This is a genomic window from uncultured Desulfovibrio sp., from assembly GCF_944324505.1.
GTDB lineage: Bacteria > Desulfobacterota > Desulfovibrionia > Desulfovibrionales > Desulfovibrionaceae > Desulfovibrio.
The window spans coordinates 33,099-53,611 of sequence record NZ_CALUWO010000007.1; the positions used below are offsets into that span (position 1 = coordinate 33,099).

The 20,513-nt window shown below is 65.2% G+C and carries 24 protein-coding genes; 16 read left to right on the plus strand and 8 right to left on the minus strand.

What is annotated here, in order from left to right:
• Positions 1–29: 29 nt before the first annotated feature.
• From Q0J57_RS08125 to zraS, 6 genes are all read right to left on the minus strand, one after another.
• Positions 30–1,682, minus strand: coding sequence for an NFACT RNA binding domain-containing protein (locus Q0J57_RS08125; RefSeq protein ID WP_297219100.1), 1,653 nt, complete (start codon positions 1,680–1,682; stop codon positions 30–32).
• Between the two features lie 189 nt (positions 1,683–1,871).
• Positions 1,872–2,234 carry an RNA polymerase-binding protein DksA gene (gene dksA, locus Q0J57_RS08130; protein ID WP_297219103.1) on the minus strand — a complete coding sequence of 121 codons (363 nt, stop codon included), beginning with the start codon at positions 2,232–2,234 and terminating at the stop codon, positions 1,872–1,874.
• Between the two features lie 90 nt (positions 2,235–2,324).
• Complete coding sequence (locus Q0J57_RS08135; protein WP_297219104.1) at positions 2,325–3,485, minus strand: tRNA(5-methylaminomethyl-2-thiouridylate) methyltransferase; 1,161 nt, start codon at positions 3,483–3,485, stop codon at positions 2,325–2,327.
• 66 nt (positions 3,486–3,551) lie between these two features.
• Complete coding sequence (locus Q0J57_RS08140; protein WP_297219107.1) at positions 3,552–4,181, minus strand: HD domain-containing protein; 630 nt, start codon at positions 4,179–4,181, stop codon at positions 3,552–3,554.
• Between the two features lie 27 nt (positions 4,182–4,208).
• On the minus strand, positions 4,209–5,579 hold the full coding sequence (locus Q0J57_RS08145; RefSeq protein ID WP_297219109.1) for a sigma-54 dependent transcriptional regulator: 1,371 nt from the start codon (positions 5,577–5,579) through the stop codon (positions 4,209–4,211).
• Positions 5,576–7,084, minus strand: coding sequence for a two-component system sensor histidine kinase ZraS (zraS, locus tag Q0J57_RS08150; protein ID WP_297219111.1), 1,509 nt, complete (start codon positions 7,082–7,084; stop codon positions 5,576–5,578). The genes Q0J57_RS08145 and zraS overlap by 4 nt, the downstream gene beginning before the upstream one ends.
• 174 nt (positions 7,085–7,258) lie before the next feature.
• On the opposite strand from zraS, the gene Q0J57_RS08155 reads away from it, so the two are divergent.
• From Q0J57_RS08155 to Q0J57_RS08165, 3 genes are all read left to right on the plus strand, one after another.
• Positions 7,259–7,693 (plus strand): periplasmic heavy metal sensor, encoded by a 435-nt coding sequence (locus Q0J57_RS08155; RefSeq protein WP_297219114.1) that lies wholly within the window; start codon positions 7,259–7,261, stop codon positions 7,691–7,693.
• A 346-nt stretch (positions 7,694–8,039) separates the two neighbouring features.
• Positions 8,040–8,165, plus strand: a complete 126-nt coding sequence (locus Q0J57_RS08160) for a hypothetical protein (RefSeq protein WP_297219116.1) — start codon at positions 8,040–8,042, stop codon at positions 8,163–8,165.
• A gap of 12 nt (positions 8,166–8,177) precedes the next feature.
• Entirely contained in the window at positions 8,178–8,714 is a 537-nt protein-coding gene (locus Q0J57_RS08165; RefSeq protein WP_297219118.1) for a periplasmic heavy metal sensor, read from the plus strand.
• Positions 8,715–9,068: 354 nt separating this feature from the next.
• Here the strand turns inward: Q0J57_RS08165 and Q0J57_RS08170 are convergent, their stop codons facing one another.
• Both Q0J57_RS08170 and Q0J57_RS08175 read right to left on the minus strand, forming a co-directional pair.
• Positions 9,069–9,440 (minus strand): hypothetical protein, encoded by a 372-nt coding sequence (locus Q0J57_RS08170; protein WP_297219120.1) that lies wholly within the window; start codon positions 9,438–9,440, stop codon positions 9,069–9,071.
• A 350-nt stretch (positions 9,441–9,790) separates the two neighbouring features.
• Positions 9,791–10,405, minus strand: a complete 615-nt coding sequence (locus Q0J57_RS08175; RefSeq protein WP_297219122.1) for a DUF721 domain-containing protein — start codon at positions 10,403–10,405, stop codon at positions 9,791–9,793.
• Between the two features lie 89 nt (positions 10,406–10,494).
• Here Q0J57_RS08175 and Q0J57_RS08180 point away from each other — a divergent pair, with 89 nt between their 5' ends.
• The 13 genes from Q0J57_RS08180 to Q0J57_RS08240 all read left to right on the plus strand — a co-directional run bounded on the left by Q0J57_RS08180 (position 10,495) and on the right by Q0J57_RS08240 (position 20,426).
• Entirely contained in the window at positions 10,495–11,418 is a 924-nt protein-coding gene (locus Q0J57_RS08180) for a metalloregulator ArsR/SmtB family transcription factor (protein WP_297219124.1), read from the plus strand.
• Between the two features lie 26 nt (positions 11,419–11,444).
• Positions 11,445–12,866, plus strand: a complete 1,422-nt coding sequence (gene ahcY, locus Q0J57_RS08185) for an adenosylhomocysteinase (RefSeq protein WP_297219126.1) — start codon at positions 11,445–11,447, stop codon at positions 12,864–12,866.
• Positions 12,867–13,052: 186 nt separating this feature from the next.
• Positions 13,053–13,499 carry a 6-carboxytetrahydropterin synthase gene (locus Q0J57_RS08190; protein WP_297219127.1) on the plus strand — a complete coding sequence of 149 codons (447 nt, stop codon included), beginning with the start codon at positions 13,053–13,055 and terminating at the stop codon, positions 13,497–13,499.
• Entirely contained in the window at positions 13,496–14,209 is a 714-nt protein-coding gene (locus Q0J57_RS08195) for a 7-carboxy-7-deazaguanine synthase QueE (protein WP_297219129.1), read from the plus strand. The genes Q0J57_RS08190 and Q0J57_RS08195 overlap by 4 nt, the downstream gene beginning before the upstream one ends.
• 47 nt (positions 14,210–14,256) lie before the next feature.
• Positions 14,257–14,736, plus strand: coding sequence for a ribonuclease HI (gene rnhA / locus Q0J57_RS08200; protein ID WP_297219131.1), 480 nt, complete (start codon positions 14,257–14,259; stop codon positions 14,734–14,736).
• Positions 14,736–15,692, plus strand: coding sequence for a hypothetical protein (locus Q0J57_RS08205; protein WP_297219133.1), 957 nt, complete (start codon positions 14,736–14,738; stop codon positions 15,690–15,692). Before rnhA ends, Q0J57_RS08205 begins: the two co-directional genes overlap by 1 nt.
• Before the next feature lie 208 nt (positions 15,693–15,900).
• Positions 15,901–16,401 carry a C-GCAxxG-C-C family protein gene (locus tag Q0J57_RS08210; protein ID WP_297219135.1) on the plus strand — a complete coding sequence of 167 codons (501 nt, stop codon included), beginning with the start codon at positions 15,901–15,903 and terminating at the stop codon, positions 16,399–16,401.
• Between the two features lie 21 nt (positions 16,402–16,422).
• Positions 16,423–16,671, plus strand: a complete 249-nt coding sequence (locus tag Q0J57_RS08215; protein WP_297219137.1) for a hypothetical protein — start codon at positions 16,423–16,425, stop codon at positions 16,669–16,671.
• Positions 16,672–16,927: 256 nt separating this feature from the next.
• Entirely contained in the window at positions 16,928–17,611 is a 684-nt protein-coding gene (locus Q0J57_RS08220) for a site-2 protease family protein (protein WP_297219139.1), read from the plus strand.
• A 47-nt stretch (positions 17,612–17,658) separates the two neighbouring features.
• On the plus strand, positions 17,659–18,639 hold the full coding sequence (trpS, locus tag Q0J57_RS08225) for a tryptophan--tRNA ligase (RefSeq protein WP_297219279.1): 981 nt from the start codon (positions 17,659–17,661) through the stop codon (positions 18,637–18,639).
• Positions 18,640–18,645: 6 nt separating this feature from the next.
• Positions 18,646–19,083, plus strand: coding sequence for a Holliday junction resolvase RuvX (ruvX, locus tag Q0J57_RS08230; protein WP_297219141.1), 438 nt, complete (start codon positions 18,646–18,648; stop codon positions 19,081–19,083).
• 38 nt (positions 19,084–19,121) lie between these two features.
• Positions 19,122–20,162 (plus strand): endolytic transglycosylase MltG, encoded by a 1,041-nt coding sequence (mltG, locus tag Q0J57_RS08235; RefSeq protein WP_297219143.1) that lies wholly within the window; start codon positions 19,122–19,124, stop codon positions 20,160–20,162.
• A 15-nt stretch (positions 20,163–20,177) separates the two neighbouring features.
• On the plus strand, positions 20,178–20,426 hold the full coding sequence (locus Q0J57_RS08240) for a hypothetical protein (RefSeq protein ID WP_297219145.1): 249 nt from the start codon (positions 20,178–20,180) through the stop codon (positions 20,424–20,426).
• The last annotated feature ends 87 nt before the right edge of the window (positions 20,427–20,513 follow it).

Consider the following 20,513-nt stretch of genomic DNA (forward strand, 5'->3'; position numbering starts at 1 on the left):
GCGGCTTCGGCCGCGCCCTCTTTATTTCCTCATGCACCGGCCCTGTGGCCGGCACCGGCATGTGCCGTGGCGGCATCTCCTGCCGCATCAGGCAGCAGCCGCAGCTCCAGCGAGGGGTCCACAGGGACATCCCGCGAGCACCATATCTTGTCCATGCGCACGGTACCCGGCCCCGCGCCGCGCAGGGAACGGATATGCCGGACCTCCGCATAGAGGATGCGCGCCCGGGCCGCGTCACGCAGCCAGCTCTTGTTGGCAGCCAGGCCCCCGGCCTGATCAAGGGTGCGTTCCGGTATCTCCTGCCCGGCATGGGCACGCCGGATAATGACGTGCGATCCCGGGCCGCCATCGGCATGCAGCCAGATATCGTGCGGGGCCGCCAGCTTGCGGGCAGCCGCATTGCCCCGGGCATCCCGCCCGCGCAACAGCACAAAGCCATCTTCGCTCACAAAGAGCTGCACATTCTTGGGCAGGGCCTCCGGCAGTGGCGCACGAACGGCCGCCGCTGCCGCGTCAGGAACCGGTCCGCCGCGCCGGGCCGCTTCCCGCGCGGCCTCCAGGGCCGCCAGTTCCTGGCGCAGGAGACGCCGGCGCTCTTCAAGATGCACACGCCCCCGCTCGCCGCGCCGGGCCGTATGAAAGAAACGGGCCATGTTTTCCCGCACGGTATAGCGCGGGTCCAGGGACAGGATGCGCCCCTGCCCCGCGGCATCCGGCGGCAGCTCCACAGAGGCCGCGCGAAAATCGGCCGGCCAGCGCCAGAGCTGGGCCTGGAGGGCAAGCCCCTGCTCGCGGGCGGCGCACATGGCATCCAGGCGCTGTTCCTCTTCCCGCAGCTTGTCCAGCAGCCGGTTCAGCTTGCGGCTGCGCCGGGTAAGGGGCAGGGCGGCAGCATCGGAAGCCTGCCGGGCCAGCACGTCCAGGGCCAGCAGCTGGCCGGCGCGTTCCACCGCACCCAGAATGTCTTCCTCGATCTGCTCGTGCCAGTGTTCCGGCGCCTTGCCCAGCAGGGGCGCGGGCAGGGGCCAGGCACTGATCCGGCAGGGCGGCTCGCCCGGCTGTTCCGCATCCGGACGGTAGAAGAACAGATCGCCGTCACCCAGGCGCAGGTCTTCCAGCAGGGCCTGCCGGTCCAGCGGATCCCAGAAGGGCAGGGCGCGCCGCAGGGCCGGCGTCAGCACCGGCCAGTTCCGCCAGTGGCAGCAGGCATCCTCCAGCTCTTCCGGGGCGGGCCAGTGCAGCTCCTCTTCCCGGGGCTGTTCCTCCGGGCTGCAAAAACGCAGCAGCGCGCCCTGGCGCAAGTCCAGCACCACCCAGATGCTCTTGCCGGCAGGGGCATCTTCTGCCGCCTCGGAACGGCCGCCCATGAGCAGCCAGAGCTGACGCTCGGCAAAGCGGCTTACCGTGGCCATCACGCGCCGCCCCTGCGTGTACTTGCGCAGACGCATGATCTGCGCACCAGGAGCATGCCCGGCCGCCAGCCGGCTGGTGGTCAGAAAAAGAAAGGGGTCCCTGCGGTCAGCCCGCAGGCAGAGCTGCACCTTGCGCCCGGCCTTTCGGTTGGGCAGGGTCAGATGGCAGCTGATGAGGCCAGGCACGGGTTCCTGAATCTTTTCCAGCCAGGCATCCGCAATGCGCGGGGCAAGCTCCCGGCAGAAGCGGCGGAAGAGGTGGGCATCCATGAAGACTCCTGAACGGCGGCGCAGTGGCCGCCACGAAAAACGGCTGCTCAAAGAGCAGCCGTGAGGAAAGAACGGTGTACCCCCGCCGGCAGGGGCCGTTTGCGGGTGGCGCCGTCCACGATGAAGCCCTTGCGGGTGTACCCCCGCCGGCAGGGGCCGTTTGCGCAGAACATGACAGAGATCGGAGCGCTAATCGCCGCGCAGGGTTTCATCCTCTTCCTGCTTGGCCTTGCAGTTGATGCAGAGCCGGGTCACGGGGCGCGCCTTGAGGCGGGCAACGCCGATTTCCTCGCCGCATTCCTCGCAGATGCCGTATGTCCCGTCATCAATGCGCTGCAGGGCGCTCTGAATCTTGCGAATGAGGCGGCGCTCGCGGTCACGGATACGCAGGGTGAAGGCACGATCTGACTCTGCCGTGGCCCTGTCGGCCGGATCGGCAAAAACCTCATTGCTGTCAGTCATTTCCTCCAGCGTCACGTCGCCCTTCTGCTGGGCTTCTTCGAGCATCTTATTCAGCAGCTTGCGGAAATATTCCAAATCCTTCTGATCCATGAAACCTCCCGGAAGCCCGCCTGAGGCTTCCCTCCAAGGGTCTATCAAGCTGACGACTTTTACAGACAAAAATGAGCTTTGTAAAGACGGTTACGCTTTCCCGGCAGGCTCTTCGCGCCGGGGGCTGCCGGTGGCAGCATGCAGGCGGGCCTTCTGTTCCGCGCGAATTTCCTGATGGGCCGGCTCCCACAGCGGCTCCTGCCAGAGGCCGTCGCGCGCGGGCATCACCACGCCCTGCCAGTCTGCGGGGCCGTCCGGCGTCTGCCAGTGGGCGCGCACGCCCACGCCCTGCCCGTCAGCGGCCTGACGGACCGCCCGCCCCGAATAGGAGGCCATGAGCGCCCCGGCAGCGGCCAGCACCGGCTCCGGCCAGAAGGCGGCCTGCCGGCCCACAGCCAGCGGCCCGGGAATATCGGCCAGAAAGATGCGGGCATCTCCCATGCGGGTGGCGGCCTGAAGGGCCTGATTGTCGCGGCTATTGCGGCCGATGGCCAGCCAGTAGTCCCGGCCGTCCACATGGCACCAGAACTGCCGGCCCAGATTGGCCAGCACAAAGTCCGCCGTGTCGGCCTGGGGCAGGCGCGAGAGCACCGGCCAGTAGCGGCGGGCATTTTCCACCTCGGTCAGGCGGCAGCCGCCGCCGGGGGTGGGGATATGCGTCAGACCGAAATGGCGGGCCAGCGCCATCTGTTCCCTGCGGCCACGGCCGCTGATGGCGGGCAGGCGCTCGCGATCCACCAGACCGGAAAGCTCCACGGGCGAAGGGTCCAGCAGACGGGCGCTCAGGGGACGGACAAGCACATCGGCCACGCCGGCATCACGCCGGATGGCATTGAGCACATCGCGCCGCTGCGACATGGGCCGCTGCCCCAGCACCTCGCCCGTGGCCAGGCAGGATGCCCCCACGGCTTCCATATAGCGCCGGGCATGACGCAGCAGCAGAATCTTGCAGTCCACGCAGGGATTCATGACCTTGCCGAAACCATGGGCCGGACGCGCGCGCAGCATGGCGCAGAACGCGTCGGACACATCCAGCGTGGCAATGTCCAGCCCCTGCTGCCGGCGCCAGCGCGGCACGGCATCGGGATCACCAAAGAAGGGAGAATAGCAGTGCAGGCAGCGCACGCGCAGGCCCTGTTCCTGCAACACGCGGGCCGCCAGGATACTGTCCAGCCCGCCGGAAAACAGCACAACAACCTGCGGGGAAGGCGACTCGCCGCAGGGCTCGGAAAGAAGTTGGGAAGTGGTCATGCCGCCTTGTATGCGAAAGCCGCCGCAGGAGCAAGCGCCCTGCGCCAGCGCCCCTGACAGAACGCCTTAGCGGCGCTCCACCCACCAACGGCTTTCCACGCGTGCATACCACCAGCGGCTGGAAGGCGCCTGCATGAGTTCCCTGCCCAGCTCCCTGCCCCAGGGCGTGCGCAGGCGCTGCACGGCATTGTCCAGCCACTGGGCGGCAAAGGCATTGCCCCGGTCCAGCTCCACCCGCAGATTGGCCATGAGGTCCAGCTGGTCCGCATCGCGGGCCAGACGGGCTTCCAGCGTGTCCCGGGCCTCAAAGGCCGCAAAGCCGGCAAGAATGTCCTCTTCCAGGCCGGTGCCCTCCACAGCATCGGCCAGGGCCTCGCGGGCGCGGCAGGTATTGTAGCGGTGATTGACGTAATTGAAGTCCCCGGTGCGGGCCTCGTGCAGATCGTGGAACAGGCAGAGCTGCATGACCTGCCCCACATCGGCCCCGGCCAGACGCGCCAGCACATAGCCGATGACCGTGGTGCGGTAGCTGTGTTCAGCCACACTTTCCCGGCCGCTGCCCAGAAAGGCATAGCCGCTGCGCGGCGTATGGCGCAGCATGCCGCATTCCTGAATGAAATCCGCCAGACGCTCGCACTGCCGGGAGGGCAGGCTTTCCGCCTGATGCGCCGACGGGGCTTCCTGTTCCTTGTCCATGTGGTTTCCTTCTCTGCACCGGCCCGGCTATTCCAGGCCGTACTTGCGCAGCTTGTTGTGCAGGGTGGCCCGGGTAATGCCCAGACGCCGGGCCGCCTCGCTCTTGTTGTCTCCGGTCTGGCGCAGGGTTTCCTCGATGGCACGCCGCTCCACATCATCCAGCTTGAGGCCGGCCAGCGAGCCGTCCCCGGATTCCGCGGGCTGGGCCGCCGGCAGCGGCGCATCGGCGGCACGGGCCACACTCACGGGCAGTTCGCGCAGGGTGATGAGATCCCCAGAACAGAGAATGGCCGCGCGCTCCACGGCATTTTCCAGCTCGCGCACGTTGCCGGGCCAGTCATAGCGCAGCATGGCGTCCAGGGCCTGCGGCGAAAAGCCCTTGATGCTCTTGCGGTTGCGTTCGGCATAGCGTTGCAGGAAATGGGCGGCCAGCAGGGGGATGTCGTCCGGGCGGGCACGCAGGGGCGGCACATCAATGCTGATGACATTGAGACGAAAATACAGGTCCTCGCGAAAACGCCGGGCCGCCACCTCTTCCTGCAGATTACGGTTGGTGGCCGCAATGACGCGCACATCCACGGTCAGGGGCTTGTCCGATCCCACGCGCTGCACTTCCCCCTGTTGCAGGGCACGCAGCAGCTTGGCCTGGAGGGAAAGGGGCATCTCGCCGATCTCGTCCAGAAAGAGCGTGCCGCCATCGGCCTGCACAAAGCGTCCCTCCCGGCGCCGGTCCGCGCCGGTGAAGGCGCCCTTTTCATGACCGAACAGCTCGCTTTCCAGCAGATTTTCGGCCAGGGCGGCGCAGTTGACGGTCACCAGCGGCCGCGAGGCACGCTCGCTGGCCTGATGCAGGGCGCGGGCCACCAGTTCCTTGCCCGTGCCGGACTCGCCACAGATGAGCACCGTGGCCTCGGTGGGCGCCACGGTGGCGATGATGGAGCGCAGCTCCTCGATGGCGGCACTGCGCCCCAGGATTTCCGGCCCCGCGGCGGCCTCGCTGAGCTGGCGGCGCAGTTCGCGGTTTTCCACGCTGCACCGCGAATGGTCAATGGCCCGTTGCAGGGTTTCGCGCAGGGCATCAAAGTCCAGCGGCTTGATAAGATAGTCGTAGGCACCCAGGCGCAGGGCATCCACCGCCGTTTCCACGGAGGAATACGCCGTCATGAGTATGACCGGCAGGGCCGGATTGTAGGCCAGTATGCCCTTGAGCGCGGCAATGCCGTCCATGCCCGCCATGCGCACGTCCGTGAGCACGGCGTCATAGGAATGCTCGTGCACGGCCGCCACGGCCTCGGCCCCGTCGCGGCATTCGGCCACCTCGTAGCCCCACGAACGCAGCATCATGCCCAGCATGCCGCGATGGGCATCATCGTCATCCACAACCAGGATCGTCGTCATGCCTGCTCCTTTTCAGCCTTTTTTCCCCCGGGCTGCGCCGCCGCATCGGCCACGGGCAGACGGATGCTCACCACGGTTTCGCCACGGCGGCCGGCCTCGGCCCGCCGCGAACGGATGCTGACGTCTCCGCCATGGGCTTCCACGATCTTGTGCACCGTGGCCAGCCCCAGACCGGTACCGTGCCCCTTGGTGGTAAAGTACGGATCAAAGATATGTCGCAGATTTTCGGGCGCAATACCTTCGCCGTTATCGGTCACGTCCAGGCGCAGCATGCGGCCTTCGCGCGATACGTGTATCTGCAGGCGGGCCTGCCCGTCCTGTGCAGATGCCCCCTCTGTCTGCAGGGCATCCAGCGCATTGAGGCAGACATTGAGCAGCGCCTGGCCCAGGCGGTCCGGGTCCACCAGGGCGGGCGGCAGATGCGGCGCCGCCGTGCAGGACAGGGTCACGCCATGGTTGGCCGCATCCTGCCTGATGAGGCGCAGCACATGTTCCGCCACCTGCTCCAGCCGGGCGGGCCGTGCCCGCACATCCGTGGGGCGGGACAGGCCGATAAGATCGGTAATGACCCGGTTGAGGCGGTCCACCTCGCGCACCATGACCTGGGCGGCCTTGCGGTCCTCGCTGTCTTCCGGAAAGCGCTGCCCGAAATAGGTGGCATAGCCCTTGATGGAGCTGAGCGGATTGCGGATTTCATGCGCCACGCCGGCAGCCAGCGTGCCCACGGCAGCCAGCTTTTCCTTGCGGCGCACCTCTTCTTCCAGCCGGCGCACCTGCCCTTCGGCCAGGCGCTGCCCGCGCCGGGACTGGCGCGCCCGCTGCGCATAATAGAGGGCCACCAGCGCCACCAGGCCCACCAGCAGAGAGCCGGAGGCCAGAATGACCAGATAGTCGCGGTCCTGCCGGCGGATGATGTCAAAGGGCGACACATCCAGCCCCAGAAAAAGCACCGGAATGGGAAAGCGCCCGGCCAGCTCCGGCGGCGGCGGCATGAACTGCCGGTAGACCACAAAGACCGGGCGGCCCTCCATATTCATGAAGGCCCATTGCGTTTCCTTGCCCGGGTTCAGATGCGCCATGACCTTTTCGTCCATTTCCTGGCCGTCCATGAGCAGGATTTCGCCGCGCCGGTTGCGCTGGCTGTGGGCAAGAATGGTGCCGTCCGGCATGGTCACGGCAATGAAGCGCACGTCGCTGCTGTCGCCCATGGTGTCCAGCAGGCTTTGCAGGGGAATGCCCACCTTGCTGCGCAGCCCCAGGCGGAGCATGCTTTCCAGGGTATCCACAAGGGTAGCCCCCTTCTCGGCCAGCAGGCGACTCATGGCATCTTCATTGCGATCGATGGAGGCCACGGCCAGCAGGCCGATCATGAGGCCGAAAACCAGCGCGGCGCCGCCCAGCAGCAGCCCCAGCGACGCCGGCGACGAAACCGGCGGCGCGGAAGCGGCCTGCATGTCCGGAGGGCGGGCCACGGAAGCGCTATTTTCCTGTGCTGGAGATGTCATGGGGGGACTATAAACCTCCTTGCGCAGGCTGTCATCCGACCGGCCGGACCGGCGGAAGACAGCCAGTAGCGGGATTTTGCATGCTTTTTGCAGAGACCCCGACAAGGCCACGGCTTGCACCGGCATCCTGCAGCTGGTATGTCAGTCCTGGCCACTTCAGCCAAGGAACCGCCTATGCACACCACGCTTCTGATCCTGCTTCTCTGCCTGAGCCTGACGCCCTCCTGGGCGCTGGCCGGCGGGCACGAGGACGGAGGACACAACAACGGGCATGGACGCTCCCGCAATATGGAAGAATGGCTCGCCGAGCTGCCCCAAGACAAACGCGACAGCATCCGCATCATCCTTGACGAGGAACGACCGGCCATTCAGGAACTGCGCCAGCGTATCCGGGGCAAAATGCAGGAACTGGACAATCTGATCTACAGCTCCGACACGCCGGGTGACGCCCTGGCACGTCTGGGCTGGGAACTCCAGACCCTGCGAGAATCCCTGAGAGACCGCTATCACCGCGTCAGGCAGCGGATATATGAAGAAGTCGGCGTCAGACTGCCCCGTGCGCGGGGCCGCGGCTGCCGCAGCATTACCCAGCCCGGCCCGCACTTCTGACAGCGCCCTCCATGCCTCCTTCCGGCTCCCGTCCCGTGCGGGAGCCTTTTTTTGTCCCAGCCCGGCGCCGCCGCAGGCAACCAGACGGAGCGCGCTCTCCCTCCCTGCCCCGCCGGGGCCCCCCTGTGCGAAAATCGAGCACATGTCTAAAAAATGAACAGGCGCGTCCGCCAGCTGTTCGATTTATGAACATCTCCTGCCGTACTTCCTGCCGCCTGCGGGAAGCATACGCAACGAATTCTACATAACATATTGAAATAAAAATAAAAATAAACTTTGGCACACCGATTGCTACATAGCAGGCAAGGCGGCGCTGCCGCCCCGAAAAAAACATTCAGGAGCCATCATGACCCTCTTGCTTCTCTGCCTGACCGTGGCGCTTGTTTCCCTGGGGGGAGCCGCAATGCCCCTGCCGCAGGAAGTGCGCCTCCCGCGCCGGCCCAGAAGCGACAGCCCCCGGTCATTCCGCTAAGGAGAAATTGACATGCGTACCAAGATCATCGTTCCCGCCCTCCTGGCCGCCCTTGTGGGTGGCAGCCTTCTCGCTACCGACAGCATGGCCGGTCCGCATCACCGTGGCGACTACGGCCCGGGCTACTCCCACGGCCGCTGTGACTACGGTCCCGGCTACTACCACGGCCGCGGTGACGGCATGGGCTGGGGACATTACGGGCACCCCTCCTGCTGGGGTTACTACCGGAACCTGCCCCAGGAAAAGCGTGATGCCTTTGCCAAAATTGTGAACGACTACAGCCCGCGCATGGAAGCCCTGCGCGACCAGATCTTCGTCAAGCGTCAGGAACTGAAAGCCCTGCAGAACGCCACCAATCCCGATGTGGCTCAGGTGCGCCAGACCGCCGACGAACTGGTGAAGCTGCACAATCAGATGGCGGACCTGCATAACGAAATGGGCGACCGCCTGAGCAAGGAAGTGGGCAGCCCCATGCCGCCCCGCCGCGACCGTGGTGACCGTCCTGCCATTGACGATACGGACGACGCCCCTCGCGCCAACGACAACTAGCGTTTTCCCTGACCAGAAGACACGCGTAACGTGAAACTGTCCGCCACAGGCGGTAACCATACCTTCTCCTCAAGAAACAGCGACTTCAACAACCTCCTCCTCTCCTAACCTCTAACCGTTGGAACATCCTCCTCCCCCGGACAGGCCGCCGCTCCCCCGGCGGCCTGTCTCATAATTGCCGGGCAACAGTGCCGGAGCCTTGCCGGCATGGCAAAAAAAGCCCTTCCTGCCACCGGGGCAGGAAGGGCTTTTTTCTTTTAAGCCCCCTTGCGGGGGCCTGATGCAGGTTTTGAGGCAATGGCTCACCTTGCCGGCGAAGCAAGGGAAATGTCAGAACCTGCGGAGGTCGGCAAATCAGGCATTGGCAGCGCGAAGCAGCTCTTCCACCTGTCCAAGCGTGGGGGTGGCCGCGGCATCCAGCCCGCACAGGCCGCGCACGGCCAGCATGAGCATGTCAAAGGGCAGGGACATCTCGGTCACGCCATTGAAAATGGTGCAGCTCTCGCCCTTGACGGCAAGGCGATAGGCATGGCGTGTACGCTGCTGCCCCCGCGAGCGGACAATATAGTAGACCTGCTCGTTGGTGTCCGTGACGTAGAGCTTCTGTCGCGTCAGAGTTCCGTTCTCCTCGTCAAACCAGGAGCATTCGGAAAAAAGGCGTCCCCGGAAGCTGAAATCGCTGCCGTTATCGTGTTTGAGCGAGATGGATTCAAGGGTTTTCTGCACGGTGCATCCTTCCTTTCGCGCGGCGTGAGCGCTGCCGTCAGCGCGTCGCCCCGGCTCGCCAGCGAGCGGTTTCCTGCGCCAGGTATCCCCCGAAGCCATGGACGGTTCGGGCAGAAAAAACCTAGCACCGCATCCTCTTTCTTGTCAATCATACCCCGCACAGAATGGGGAGAACATCTCACTGAACTTCCTGGTATTCCTCACAATCTTTCAAAAAGCTCTCCACGGCCCTCCGGGCACGGGCGGTTCGGCTCCCAGGGCTGCACCGGGGCCGGAAAAAGAGACAGCCATGCGGGCGACGACATCGCCGGAACGGACAGCACAGCACCGGCGCAACCGGGCCAGTAGCGTCAGGAGCGCCGGGCCTGCGCCACAAAGCGGGCATAGCAGCGGGCCACGGGAGAATCGGGCCGCATGCTCCGCAGGGCGCTGCCGTCCAGCCGGGGGCGCAGGGTGGGCAATGGCGGCGGGGGCGCGGGGGCGCGGATGGCATCCAGCGCCGTCTTCTGGAAGCAGAGACTGACCTTGACGCAGGCAAAGTAGGGACCTTCCATAAAGGCATTGACCCGCTCCAGAATCTCGGCGGATTGCAGGTGCAGTTCCTGCATGAGCATGGCATCTTCCGCGCCGATGAGCAGCACGTCCCCGCGGTGTCCCAGCGGCCGCGCCAGGGGCGCCAGCTCCGGCCCCATGACCATTTCCCAGTTGCGCCAGAGCTGGATAAGGCGCATGCGCACCGGGTCTGCCCCCAGCCCCTCCAGAACCTGCGAAAGCACCTCGCCCACGCCGCTGGCCGCATGGGCCAGCACCTCTTCCGGCGTGCCGTCCGGCCGCTTGCGCAGGGCACGGGGACGCCAGAACCGGGGCCCGTGCGCAGGCGGGGCGTCGTTGGCCGCAACCGGCGCCCGGCGGCCTTGCCGGCCGACAGCAGAGGCGTCGCGTTTTTTTGTACGGGATACGGGCATGACAGCTTGACTATATCTGGATACATTGATATTCGCATCACCGAATCGTGATGCACTTTCCGCCGCCACGGCGCTCTCCGGGTACCACCATGTCACTGCTCTACTTCAAGGCTCTTTCCGATGAAACACGGCTGCGGCTCGTGCATATCCTGATGCATTACGAGCTGTCGGTCAACGAGCTGGTGCGCATTCTGGACATGGGGCAGTCCCGCGTCTCGCGCCACCTCAAGATTCTCACCGAGGCCGGCCTGCTGACCTTTCGTCGTGACGGCCTGTGGGTTTTCTATTCCGCCGCGGCAGCGGGCACCCCGCGCAATTTCCTGCGCGCGCTGGAACCCTTTCTGCCCGATGATGCCACCACGCATGCCGACATGGGCATGGCAGCCCACATCCTGGAAGAACGCGCCCGCAGAACGCGTCAGTTCTTCAATGCCATTGCCGAAAACTGGGACGAACTCAACCACGAGGTGCTGGGCGATTTTGACCTGCCGGCACAGGTCTGCGCCGCCCTGCCCGCAGGCTGCGGCACGGCTGTTGACCTGGGCTGCGGCACCGGCGCCGTGCTGGCCCGCATGCTGCCCCTGGCCGGAACCCTCATCGGGGTGGACGGCTCCGCCCGCATGCTGGACATCTGCCGCCGCCGCCTGGAAGGCGAAGGCGTGCCGGAAGAGCGCTACTCCCTGCGCATCGGCGAACTGGACCACCTGCCCCTGCGGGATCATGAGGCGGACTTTGCCTGCATCAACCTTGTTCTGCACCACCTTTCCGATCCGGCTGCCGGTCTGGCGGAAGTGCGCCGCATCCTTGCGCCGCAGGGGCGCCTCTTTGTGGCGGATTTTCTGCGCCACAACGACGAGACCATGCGCACCCGCTATGGCGACCGCTGGCTGGGCTTTGATGAGGAGCAGCTCACCGCCACCCTGCGGCACACGGGCTTCCGCCTGGTGCGCAGCACGCGGCAGGCCGTGGGGCGCCAGCTTTCCCTGCTGCTGCTGCTCGCCGAAACCTGCTGAAACCACTCTTTCTCTCTGGAGGAATCATGACCAAAGCTCTGGACCTGTCCCTTGACTACAAAGTGGCCGACATGAGCCTTGCCGATTTCGGCAAGAAGGAAATGCAGCTTTCCGAGCGCGAAACCCCCGGCCTCATGGAATGCATCCGCAAATATGGCGACAGCAAGCCCCTCAAGGGCCTGCGCATCACCGGCTCCCTGCACATGACCATTCAGACGGCCATGCTCATCAAGACCCTGCATGCCCTGGGCGCCGACATCCGCTGGGCCTCGTGCAATATCTTCTCCACCCAGGACCATGCCGCCGCCGCCATTGTGGAGCAGGGCCTGGCCAAGGTCTTTGCCTGGAAGGGCGAAAGCCTTGAAGACTACTGGTGGTGCACGGAAATGGCCCTCACCTGGCCCGACGGCTCCGGCCCCGACCTCATCGTGGATGACGGCGGGGACGCCACCCTGCTCATCCACAAGGGCGTGGAAGCGGAAAACGACCCCTCCCTGCTGGAACAGAAGGCTGACAGCAAGGAATTCCAGTGCGTGCTGGACCGCCTGGCCCTGCGCCTTAAGGAAGACCCGCAGCACTGGCACAAGGTGGCCGCGCGCGTTCGTGGCGTTTCCGAGGAAACCACCACCGGCGTGCACCGCCTCTATCAGCTGGAAGCCGAAGGCAAGCTGCTCTTCCCGGCCATCAACGTCAACGACTCCGTAACCAAGTCCAAGTTCGACAATCTCTACGGCTGCCGCGAATCCCTGGCCGACGGCATCAAGCGCGCCACGGACATCATGATCGCCGGCAAGGTGGTGGTGGTCTGCGGCTATGGCGACGTGGGCAAGGGCTGCGCCCAGTCCATGCGTGGCCTCGGCGCCCGCGTGCTGGTGACGGAAATCGACCCCATCTGCGCCCTGCAGGCCGCCATGGAAGGCTACGAGGTGGTGACGGTGGAAGATGCCCTGCCCATGGGCGACATCTACATCACCTGCACCGGCAACTATCATGTCATTACCGGCAAGCACATGGAAGGCATGAAGGACGAGGCCATTGTCTGCAATATCGGCCATTTCGATAATGAAATCGACATGACCTACCTGGAAGACACCCCCGGCATCACCAAGATGAACATCAAGCCCCAGGTGGACAAGTGGACCCTGCTCTCCGGCCGCAGCATCATCGTGCTGGCCGAAGGCCGTCTGGTGAACCTGGGCTGCGCCACGGGGCATGCCAGCTTTGTCATGTCCAACAGCTTCACCAACCAGACCCTGGCCCAGATCAAGCTAGCCAGCGAAAAGCTGGAAACCAAGGTCTACACCCTGCCCAAGGAACTGGACGAGGAAGTGGCCCGCCTGCATCTGGACCGCCTGGGCGTGCACCTTACCACCCTGACCCAGGAACAGGCCGACTACATCGGCGTCAAGGTGGAAGGCCCCTACAAGGCCGAAAACTACCGCTACTAGCCGCCCTGACACCGGCTGGCGCCGGCCGGCGGCGGACGCCGCACAGGCCGCATATCACCGGGAAGGCCGTCCCTGCCTGCGGGCAGGAGCGGCCTTCCCCGCGTTTTCGCCGTGCGGCCTCTTGCCTTGCGGCGTCCGGCATCGCACAATGGGCACGCCGGGAAAGCTCGCCGGCAGGAGAACAGCATGAAGCATGACGGCACCCTCACCGTGACCAAAATCTATGAATTCGCCTATGCCCACCGCCTGCCCGCCTACGCGGGCAAATGCGTCAACCTGCACGGGCACACCGGCAGGCTCGAGGTGGAGGTGGCCGGCAAGGACGGCCCCGCCTATCCGGGCATCGTGGTGGACTTTCATGACCTCAAGGCCATCATGGCCGACATTGTGGCCGAGGTGGATCACACCTATCTCAATGACGTGCTCAATGCCCCCTGCTATGCCCGCTGGGCACAGAGCCATCTGGACCCCGTGCAGGACGAGAACGGCCAGGAAGTCTATGCCCCCACGGCCGAAAACATGGTCCTCTGGGTGCTGCACCGCCTGCAAACGGCCCATGTCGGCCTGGATGTGCGCCGCATCCGCTGGTGGGAATCCGGCACCTCCTATGCCGAATGGCGGGCAGGCGCATGAGCGGCGCCCCCCTTGCCCTGCGGGTCATCTCCCTGTTTCTGAGCATTGACGGCGAGGTTAATGCCAGGGGCCAGGGCACGCCCTCCTTCTTCATCCGGCTGGCGGGCTGCAATCTGCGCTGCTGGCAGGATCGCGGCGGCTGCGATACCACCTATTCCTTTGGCGCCGGCACGGAAATGCCCGTGGAAAGCCTGCTGGAACGCGTCCGTATCAGCGGCTGCCCCAAGGTCACGCTCACCGGCGGCGAACCCCTGTTGCAGCGCGGCCCGGCTCTGGAAGCCCTGCTGCGGGGCCTGGCGCGGGAGGGTATCTTCATCTCCCTGGAAACCAACGGCAGCCTGCCCCCGGACTTTGCCGGCCGGGACTGTGTGGGCAGCCTTGTCTACGACTACAAGTGCCCGTCCAGCGGCTGTACGGACCGCATGCTGCCCTTTGCCCGCATGTATCAGCAGCTCGGCCCGCAGGACTTCATCAAGTTTGTCATTGCCGACGAGGCGGACTATGCCTGCGCCCGCGCCTGCGTCCAGACGGCGCGCACCCTGGCCGTACCGCCCGGGGCCGGCCCGGTGCTGGCCTTTTCGCCCATGATTCCCGGCGGTCTGGCACCGGACGCGCTGGTGGCCCGTCTGCTGGAAGACCGCCTGTTCGAGGTGCGCCTCAACCTCCAGATACACAAGTTCATCTGGCCCGATGCCACCACGGACATCTGAGCCGGCGTGCATTGCCAAGACGACGCATCTTCCCTACACTCCCCACCATGAAAAAGGTCACCATCTATACCGACGGCTCCTGCCTGGGCAACCCCGGCCCCGGCGGCTGGGCCGCCATCCTGCAACTGGACGGCACGCCGCACCGCCGGGAAATGAGCGGCGGCTACGCCCTGACCACCAATAACCGCATGGAACTGCGCGCCGTGCTCTTTGCCCTGGGGGCGCTTACCGAACCCTGCGCCGTGGACCTGCACACCGATTCCCAGTACGTCTGCCATGCCGTGGCAAAGGGCTGGCTCTGGGGCTGGAAAAAGAAAAACTGGATCAAGAGCGACAAAAAGCCCGTGAAAAACGTGGACCTCTGGCAGCAGCTGCCCCCCCTGCTGCAACGGCATGACGTGCGCCTGCACTGGCTGCGCGGCCATGCCGGCCATCCCGAAAACGAACGCTGCGATGTCCTGGCCCGCGGCTGCGCCATCCGGCCCGGCCTGCCGGCCGATACGGGATTTCTGCCGGAAGACGCCTGATGGATGCGCTCGCCCCATTCTGGCAGGCGCTGGGCTGGCCGCTCTGCCGCCTGCTGCTGGGCCTGGCCGCCGGCCTGCTGCTGGCCAATGTGCTGGAGGCGCTGCGCTGGACGCGCCACCTGGCCCGGCTGGCGGCGCCGCTGGCCCGTGTTGCGCACCTGCGCCAAGTGGCCGGCGCCGCCTTTGCCCTGGCCTTTGTGTCCCCGGCGTCGGCCAACGGGCTGCTGGCCGACCGCTACGATGCCGGGGAACTGTCCCGGCGCGAACTCATGCTGGCCAATCTCTTCAACAGTCTGCCGGCCTTCTTTACGCACACGCCCACCATCTTTTTCATGACCTGGCCCGTGCTGGGCTGGCCGGCCTGCATCTACGTGGGGCTGACCCTGGTGGCGGCCCTGCTGCGCACCGCACTGACCGTGCTGGCGGCCCGCCACCTGCTGCCGCCACCGCCGCCCGCTCCGCCCCTGCCCACGGGCGCACAGCCTGCCTTTGCGCTGCGCAGCGCCCTGCACAAGGCGGGGCGGCGCTTCATGGCCCGCCTGCCCCGGCTGGTCCTGTTCACCGTGCCTGTGTACGTGATCATGTTTCTGTTGCAGCGGCAGGGCATCTTCTCCGCCGCGGAGACCTGGCTTGCCCAGCATATGGACTGGCTCTCCTTTCTCAAGCCGCAGGCCATGAGCATCATTGTGCTGCATCTGGCCGCCGAGCTGGGCGCCGCCCTGGGCGCTGCCGGCAGCCTGCTTCAGGCCGGCGGGCTGGACGCTCACGACGTGGTGCTGGCGCTCATGGTGGGCAATATCCTGTCCACTCCCATGCGGGCCATTCGCCACCAGCTGCCGGCCTATGCGGGTTTTTTCCGGCCGGCACTGGCCATACGGCTCATTGTGGCCAACCAGGGGCTGCGGGCCGCCAGCATGGTACTCGTGACACTGGCCTACGTCCTGTGCTATGGCTAGCGTACGTCGTACTGGTCTTTTGGGGAAAATCCCCGTATGGTACCAGCGACGACAATTGATCGAACTTTCGTACCAAAATCCTGGGGATTGTCCGGCGGGACAGCTCCGGGATATGACGCGTTACGCACCTGACCCGAACCCCGAACAAAAACCGGGCATGGCGCCCCGCCGGCAACGGGGTCCCATGCCACAAGCAGAAGGAGGCATCATGCCCGTTCCCGATCTCATACCGCTCATAGGCGACGACCTTGAAGAAAAGGCCCGCCTGAACAAGGCCAGCGGCTACCGCTGCACCCAGCAGATATGCTGCACCTTTGCCGAAAAGCTCCATGAAAACAGGGACTGGCTCCTGCGCGCCACCCTGCCCTTCGGCAGCGGCATGGGCCGCGGCAGCGTCTGCGGCTGTGTGGTGGGCGCCATCATGATTCTTGGCCTGCGCTATGCTCCCGTGGACGTGACCGACAAGGCCGCCCGCCGCGCCCTGCTCAAAAAGCAGAACCTTTTCTTCAAGCGCTTTGAAGATCGCTACGGCTCCATCCTCTGCTATGATCTCACGGCCCGTGCCCGCAAGGAATCCGGCATGGACATTCCTGCCGACGGCAGCTATTTTTCTTCTTCCTGCATTGCCCTCATTGCCGAGACGTGCAACATCCTTGACGACATCCTGCAGGAAGACCGCCCCGCCATCCTGCTGGCGGGCAATGCCTGATAGCGGCAAACCGGAGGACGCATGAGCACCCAGGAACATCCCACCATCGTCAGGCCCGACTATTGCGGCCCCCGCGTGCTTGTGCATGTGCAGCCCGGCGAGGACTGGCTTTTGCTGCCGCGCCCCAAGCTGGCCCGGCAGCTGCTGCTTGCCCTGGGCCTGGAAGAGGAATGCGCGCTTGTGGCGCGCAACGGCGAGCTGCTGACCCCCGACAGGCAGATATGGCCCGATGACCAGCTGCTGGTGCGCAAGGTGGCCTCATCGGGCTAGGGGCTGTTGCCACACTCTGTCAGACAGAAGGGGACTCTCCGCCGGTGCGCGAGGGGTCCCCTTTTTCCCGGTCCGCCGCCCGTTTCCCGCGCGCGCGCCCGTGGCAAATGCGCGGGCGTGACAGAGCATGCTGCCGTTTTTTCGCCGCCGCACCGCTGCCGGCCACCTGCGCAACAATGCGGGAAAAGACCGTCCGCCCCTCCGGGTCTCCGGCGTGCATATCGACTTTTGCGCCCGCCCGTGCTAGAGCCGGAACATGTTTGGAGCTGATTTCAATCTCGCGGAATCTGTCCGCCTGCTGACGGTAACTCTTCTGCCCATGCTGCTGGGCATGATCCTGCATGAAGTGGCGCACGGCATGGTTGCCCGCCGCCTGGGCGACCCCACGGCCTATACCATGGGCCGACTGACGCTCAATCCCCTGCCGCATATCGATCCGCTGGGGCTGGTCTGCTTTGTGCTGACCAGTCTGGCCGGCGGCTTCATCTTTGGCTGGGCCAAGCCGGTTCCGGTCAATCCCCGCTTTTTCCGCAAGCCCGCCCGTGACATGATGTGGGTGGCGCTGGCCGGCCCCCTGGCCAATCTGGGCCTGGCCGTGGCCTTCGGCCTGGGCATGAGCCTCTGCCTGGCCCTGTGGCCCCAGCTGCTCTACAGCCAGACGCCCACCCAGCTCTTTCTGTTTCAGATGTGCGCCCAGGGCGTGCTGGTCAATTTCTGCCTGATGTGGTTCAACCTCATTCCCCTGCCGCCCCTGGACGGCAGCCGCGTGGTGGCAAACTTTCTGCCCTTCCGCCTGGCCATGTCCTATGCCAGGCTGGAGCGCTATGGTTTCATCCTGCTGCTGGTGCTGCTGTTCAGCGGCGTTCTGGGCCGCGTGCTCGGACCGCTGATCCGCATCAGCTATACGGCGGTGGTGGAGCTGGCCGTGGGCCTGCTGTAGGCTTTTTTCTCAACCTCTCTTACGTTTGACAAGGAACACTCATGAGCATGGAACGTCCGCGTACCGTATCGGGCATGCGCCCCACCGGTCCGCTGCATCTGGGTCACTACTTTGGCGTGCTGAAAAACTATGTGGCGCTGCAACATACCGAAGATGCCTTCTTTTTCGTGGCCGACTGGCACGCCCTGACCAGCGACTATGCCGACCCTTCCCGCGTGCGCGAAAACATCAATGAAATGGTCAAGGACTGGGTGGCCGCCGGTCTGGACCCCGCCCAGTGCGTCATCTTCCGCCAGTCCTCCGTCAAGGAACATGCCGAACTGTCCCTGCTGCTTTCCATGATTACGCCGGTTTCCTGGCTGGAACGCAATCCCACCTACAAGGAACAGCAACAGCAGATCACCAACAAGGACCTGGGCAATGCGGGCTTTCTCTGCTACCCCGTGCTCATGGCCGCCGACATCCTCATGTACCGGCCGCACGGCGTGCCCGTGGGGGAAGACCAGCTGCCGCACATGGAGCTGACCCGCGAAATCGCCCGGCGCTTCAACTATCTTTACGGCGAAACCACCTTCCCGGAACCGGAAGCCATGCTCACCCCGGCCGCCAAGTGCCCGGGCCTGGACGGGCGCAAGATGTCCAAGAGCTACAATAACGGTATCTTCCTGCGTGACACCATGGCCGACGTGGAACCCAAGGTGAAGACCATGTTCACGGACAAGAACCGCCTGCGCAAGTCCGACCCCGGCAATCCCGACGTGTGCAACCTCTTCCCCTACCATGTGCTGCTGGCCAGCAAGGAGGAACAGGACGAAATCCGCGAAGGCTGTACCCACGCCACCATGGGCTGCGTGGAATGCAAGCAGCGCTTCCTCAAGCACATCGCCGAATTCCTTGGCCCCCTGCAGGAACGGCGCCGGGCGCTCACCGATGCCGCCGTGCAGGACATTCTGGCTGACGGCAACGAACGCGCTCGCGCCTTTGCCCAAACCACCATGGACATGGTGCGCCAGCGCATGGGCCTTTAGGGCCACATGAAGATTGTTGCCATTGATTACGGACTGGAGCGGACCGGGCTGGCCGCCTGCGATGACGCGGGCGTGCTGGCCTATCCGCTGGTCACGCTGCGCCTGGCGGACTTTGCGGACCGCAAGGCGCTGCTGGACGCCCTGGCCTGCCGTGTGCGGGACGAGGGCGCCCAGGCCGTGGTCATGGGACTGCCCCTGCTGGATGACGGCACGGAAAGCCTGACCACCCGGCAGGTGCGCAACGTGGCCCAGAGGCTCAGGCGACGCCTTGATCTGCCGTTCTACTGGATGCCGGAGCTGCTCAGCTCCGTGGAGGCAGAAATGGACCTGCGCGAGGCCGGCATGAAACGCCACCGGCGCAAGGCCGTGCTGGATCAGCAGGCAGCCGTGCGCATTCTGTCCTCCTTTCTGGCGCTGCCCCCCCGGCAACGCCAGCCCATCTGAATCCGTCTGCCCTGTCCGCAGGAAGGAGGCCCCCCCGCATGAAGACCCTGCTTCGCTGTCTGGCGCTGCTTTTTTTCCTTGCCCTGCTGGCTGCGGGCGGGGCGGCATACGTGGGCTATACCTTTTTGCAGACGCCCCCCGAAACCGCCGGCCGCGAAGAGCTCTTTGACGTTCCGCCGGGCGCCCGCTTTGCCCGGGTGGCGGAGGCGCTGGAAGCCCGCGGCCTGGTGACCGATGCCCGCAAATTCTGCTGGCTGGCCCGCTACCGCAAGATGGATGCCCGCCTCCAGGCCGGGCGCTTTGCCCTGCGCACGGACTGGAAGCCTGACCAGGTGCTGGACTGGCTGGTCAACGGCCAGCCCGTGCTCTTCCGGGTAACCGTGCCCGAAGGGCTTACCTGGTGGCAGACCGGCCGCGTGCTGGAAGAGGCCGGCCTGGTGCGCTTTGAGGACTTCCGCGCCGTCATCATGGACAAGGACTTTCTGCGCAAGTACGGCATTCCCTTTGCCACGGCAGAGGGCTTTCTCATGCCGGATACCTACCTGCTCAAGAAAGCCGATGTGCCGGACATGGCCCAGGCCCGCAGCGTGGCGGGCCGCCTTGTGGATACCTTCTGGCGCAAGGCCGCCCCGCTCTGGCCGGACGGCAAGAAACCCGCGTCAGAGGAACTGCGGCGCCTGGTCATTCTGGCTTCCATCGTGGAGCGGGAAACCGCCATCGATGCCGAGCGCCCGCGCGTGGCCGGAGTCTATGCCAACCGCCTGCAACGCAATATGCTTCTACAGGCCGATCCCACCGTCATCTACGGTCTGGGGCCGTCCTTTGACGGCAACCTGCGCCGCAGCCACCTCGACGATCCCGCCAATCCCTACAATACCTATCAGCGTCCGGGCCTGCCGCCCGGTCCCATCTGTTCCTTCGGAGTGGCGGCGCTTGCGGCGGCCATCACCCCGGAACAACACCGCTACCTCTACTTTGTGGCCAAGGTTGACGGCGGCGAGCACGTTTTCAGTACCAACCTCAACGATCACAACCGGGCCGTGCGCCAGTACCTGCGCAACCGCCGCAACCGACGCTGACCCCTGGGAGGCTCCATGAAATACCTTATCATGCAGGATTTTTCGGGACAGGCCGTCCCCTTTATCTTCCCCCGTCGCGTGGACCACTGCGACATGCGCGAGCAGCTGCCCTATGCGCAGGTGCTTTCCGCCGGCTTTGTGGAGCATGATGCCAGCGGCTTTGTCTGCCACGGCGGCAATGCGGAACTGAACGTGCAGGCCCGCCCTGAAGAGGATGCCGCCATTATTGCCGAAGCCCTGCGCCCGGAACGGCTGCGGCGCTGAGGCCCGGCAGCCATCTATGAACGAGTGGAGAGACCATGCCTTTCCACTCGTTTTATTATACATAAATGTGAAAATAATCACGAAATA

Excerpts from the sequence above, each read along its gene's own strand:
- Q0J57_RS08160 (WP_297219116.1), top strand. The coding sequence starts at position 8,040 with ATGACCCTCTTGCTTCTCTGCCTGACCGTGGCGCTTGTTTCCCTGGGG.
- Q0J57_RS08215 (WP_297219137.1), top strand. The coding sequence starts at position 16,423 with ATGAGCACCCAGGAACATCCCACCATCGTCAGGCCCGACTATTGCGGC.
- Q0J57_RS08165 (WP_297219118.1), top strand. The coding sequence starts at position 8,178 with ATGCGTACCAAGATCATCGTTCCCGCCCTCCTGGCCGCCCTTGTGGGT.
- zraS (WP_297219111.1), bottom strand. The coding sequence starts at position 7,084 with ATGACATCTCCAGCACAGGAAAATAGCGCTTCCGTGGCCCGCCCTCCG.
- Q0J57_RS08210 (WP_297219135.1), top strand. The coding sequence starts at position 15,901 with ATGCCCGTTCCCGATCTCATACCGCTCATAGGCGACGACCTTGAAGAA.
- Q0J57_RS08145 (WP_297219109.1), bottom strand. The coding sequence starts at position 5,579 with ATGACGACGATCCTGGTTGTGGATGACGATGATGCCCATCGCGGCATG.
- Q0J57_RS08155 (WP_297219114.1), top strand. The coding sequence starts at position 7,259 with ATGCACACCACGCTTCTGATCCTGCTTCTCTGCCTGAGCCTGACGCCC.
- ruvX (WP_297219141.1), top strand. The coding sequence starts at position 18,646 with ATGAAGATTGTTGCCATTGATTACGGACTGGAGCGGACCGGGCTGGCC.
- Q0J57_RS08140 (WP_297219107.1), bottom strand. The coding sequence starts at position 4,181 with ATGGACAAGGAACAGGAAGCCCCGTCGGCGCATCAGGCGGAAAGCCTG.
- ahcY (WP_297219126.1), top strand. The coding sequence starts at position 11,445 with ATGACCAAAGCTCTGGACCTGTCCCTTGACTACAAAGTGGCCGACATG.
- trpS (WP_297219279.1), top strand. The coding sequence starts at position 17,659 with ATGGAACGTCCGCGTACCGTATCGGGCATGCGCCCCACCGGTCCGCTG.
- Q0J57_RS08190 (WP_297219127.1), top strand. The coding sequence starts at position 13,053 with ATGAAGCATGACGGCACCCTCACCGTGACCAAAATCTATGAATTCGCC.
- dksA (WP_297219103.1), bottom strand. The coding sequence starts at position 2,234 with ATGGATCAGAAGGATTTGGAATATTTCCGCAAGCTGCTGAATAAGATG.
- Q0J57_RS08195 (WP_297219129.1), top strand. The coding sequence starts at position 13,496 with ATGAGCGGCGCCCCCCTTGCCCTGCGGGTCATCTCCCTGTTTCTGAGC.
- Q0J57_RS08135 (WP_297219104.1), bottom strand. The coding sequence starts at position 3,485 with ATGACCACTTCCCAACTTCTTTCCGAGCCCTGCGGCGAGTCGCCTTCC.
- Q0J57_RS08175 (WP_297219122.1), bottom strand. The coding sequence starts at position 10,405 with ATGCCCGTATCCCGTACAAAAAAACGCGACGCCTCTGCTGTCGGCCGG.
- Q0J57_RS08240 (WP_297219145.1), top strand. The coding sequence starts at position 20,178 with ATGAAATACCTTATCATGCAGGATTTTTCGGGACAGGCCGTCCCCTTT.
- mltG (WP_297219143.1), top strand. The coding sequence starts at position 19,122 with ATGAAGACCCTGCTTCGCTGTCTGGCGCTGCTTTTTTTCCTTGCCCTG.
- Q0J57_RS08220 (WP_297219139.1), top strand. The coding sequence starts at position 16,928 with ATGTTTGGAGCTGATTTCAATCTCGCGGAATCTGTCCGCCTGCTGACG.
- rnhA (WP_297219131.1), top strand. The coding sequence starts at position 14,257 with ATGAAAAAGGTCACCATCTATACCGACGGCTCCTGCCTGGGCAACCCC.
- Q0J57_RS08125 (WP_297219100.1), bottom strand. The coding sequence starts at position 1,682 with ATGGATGCCCACCTCTTCCGCCGCTTCTGCCGGGAGCTTGCCCCGCGC.
- Q0J57_RS08205 (WP_297219133.1), top strand. The coding sequence starts at position 14,736 with ATGGATGCGCTCGCCCCATTCTGGCAGGCGCTGGGCTGGCCGCTCTGC.
- Q0J57_RS08180 (WP_297219124.1), top strand. The coding sequence starts at position 10,495 with ATGTCACTGCTCTACTTCAAGGCTCTTTCCGATGAAACACGGCTGCGG.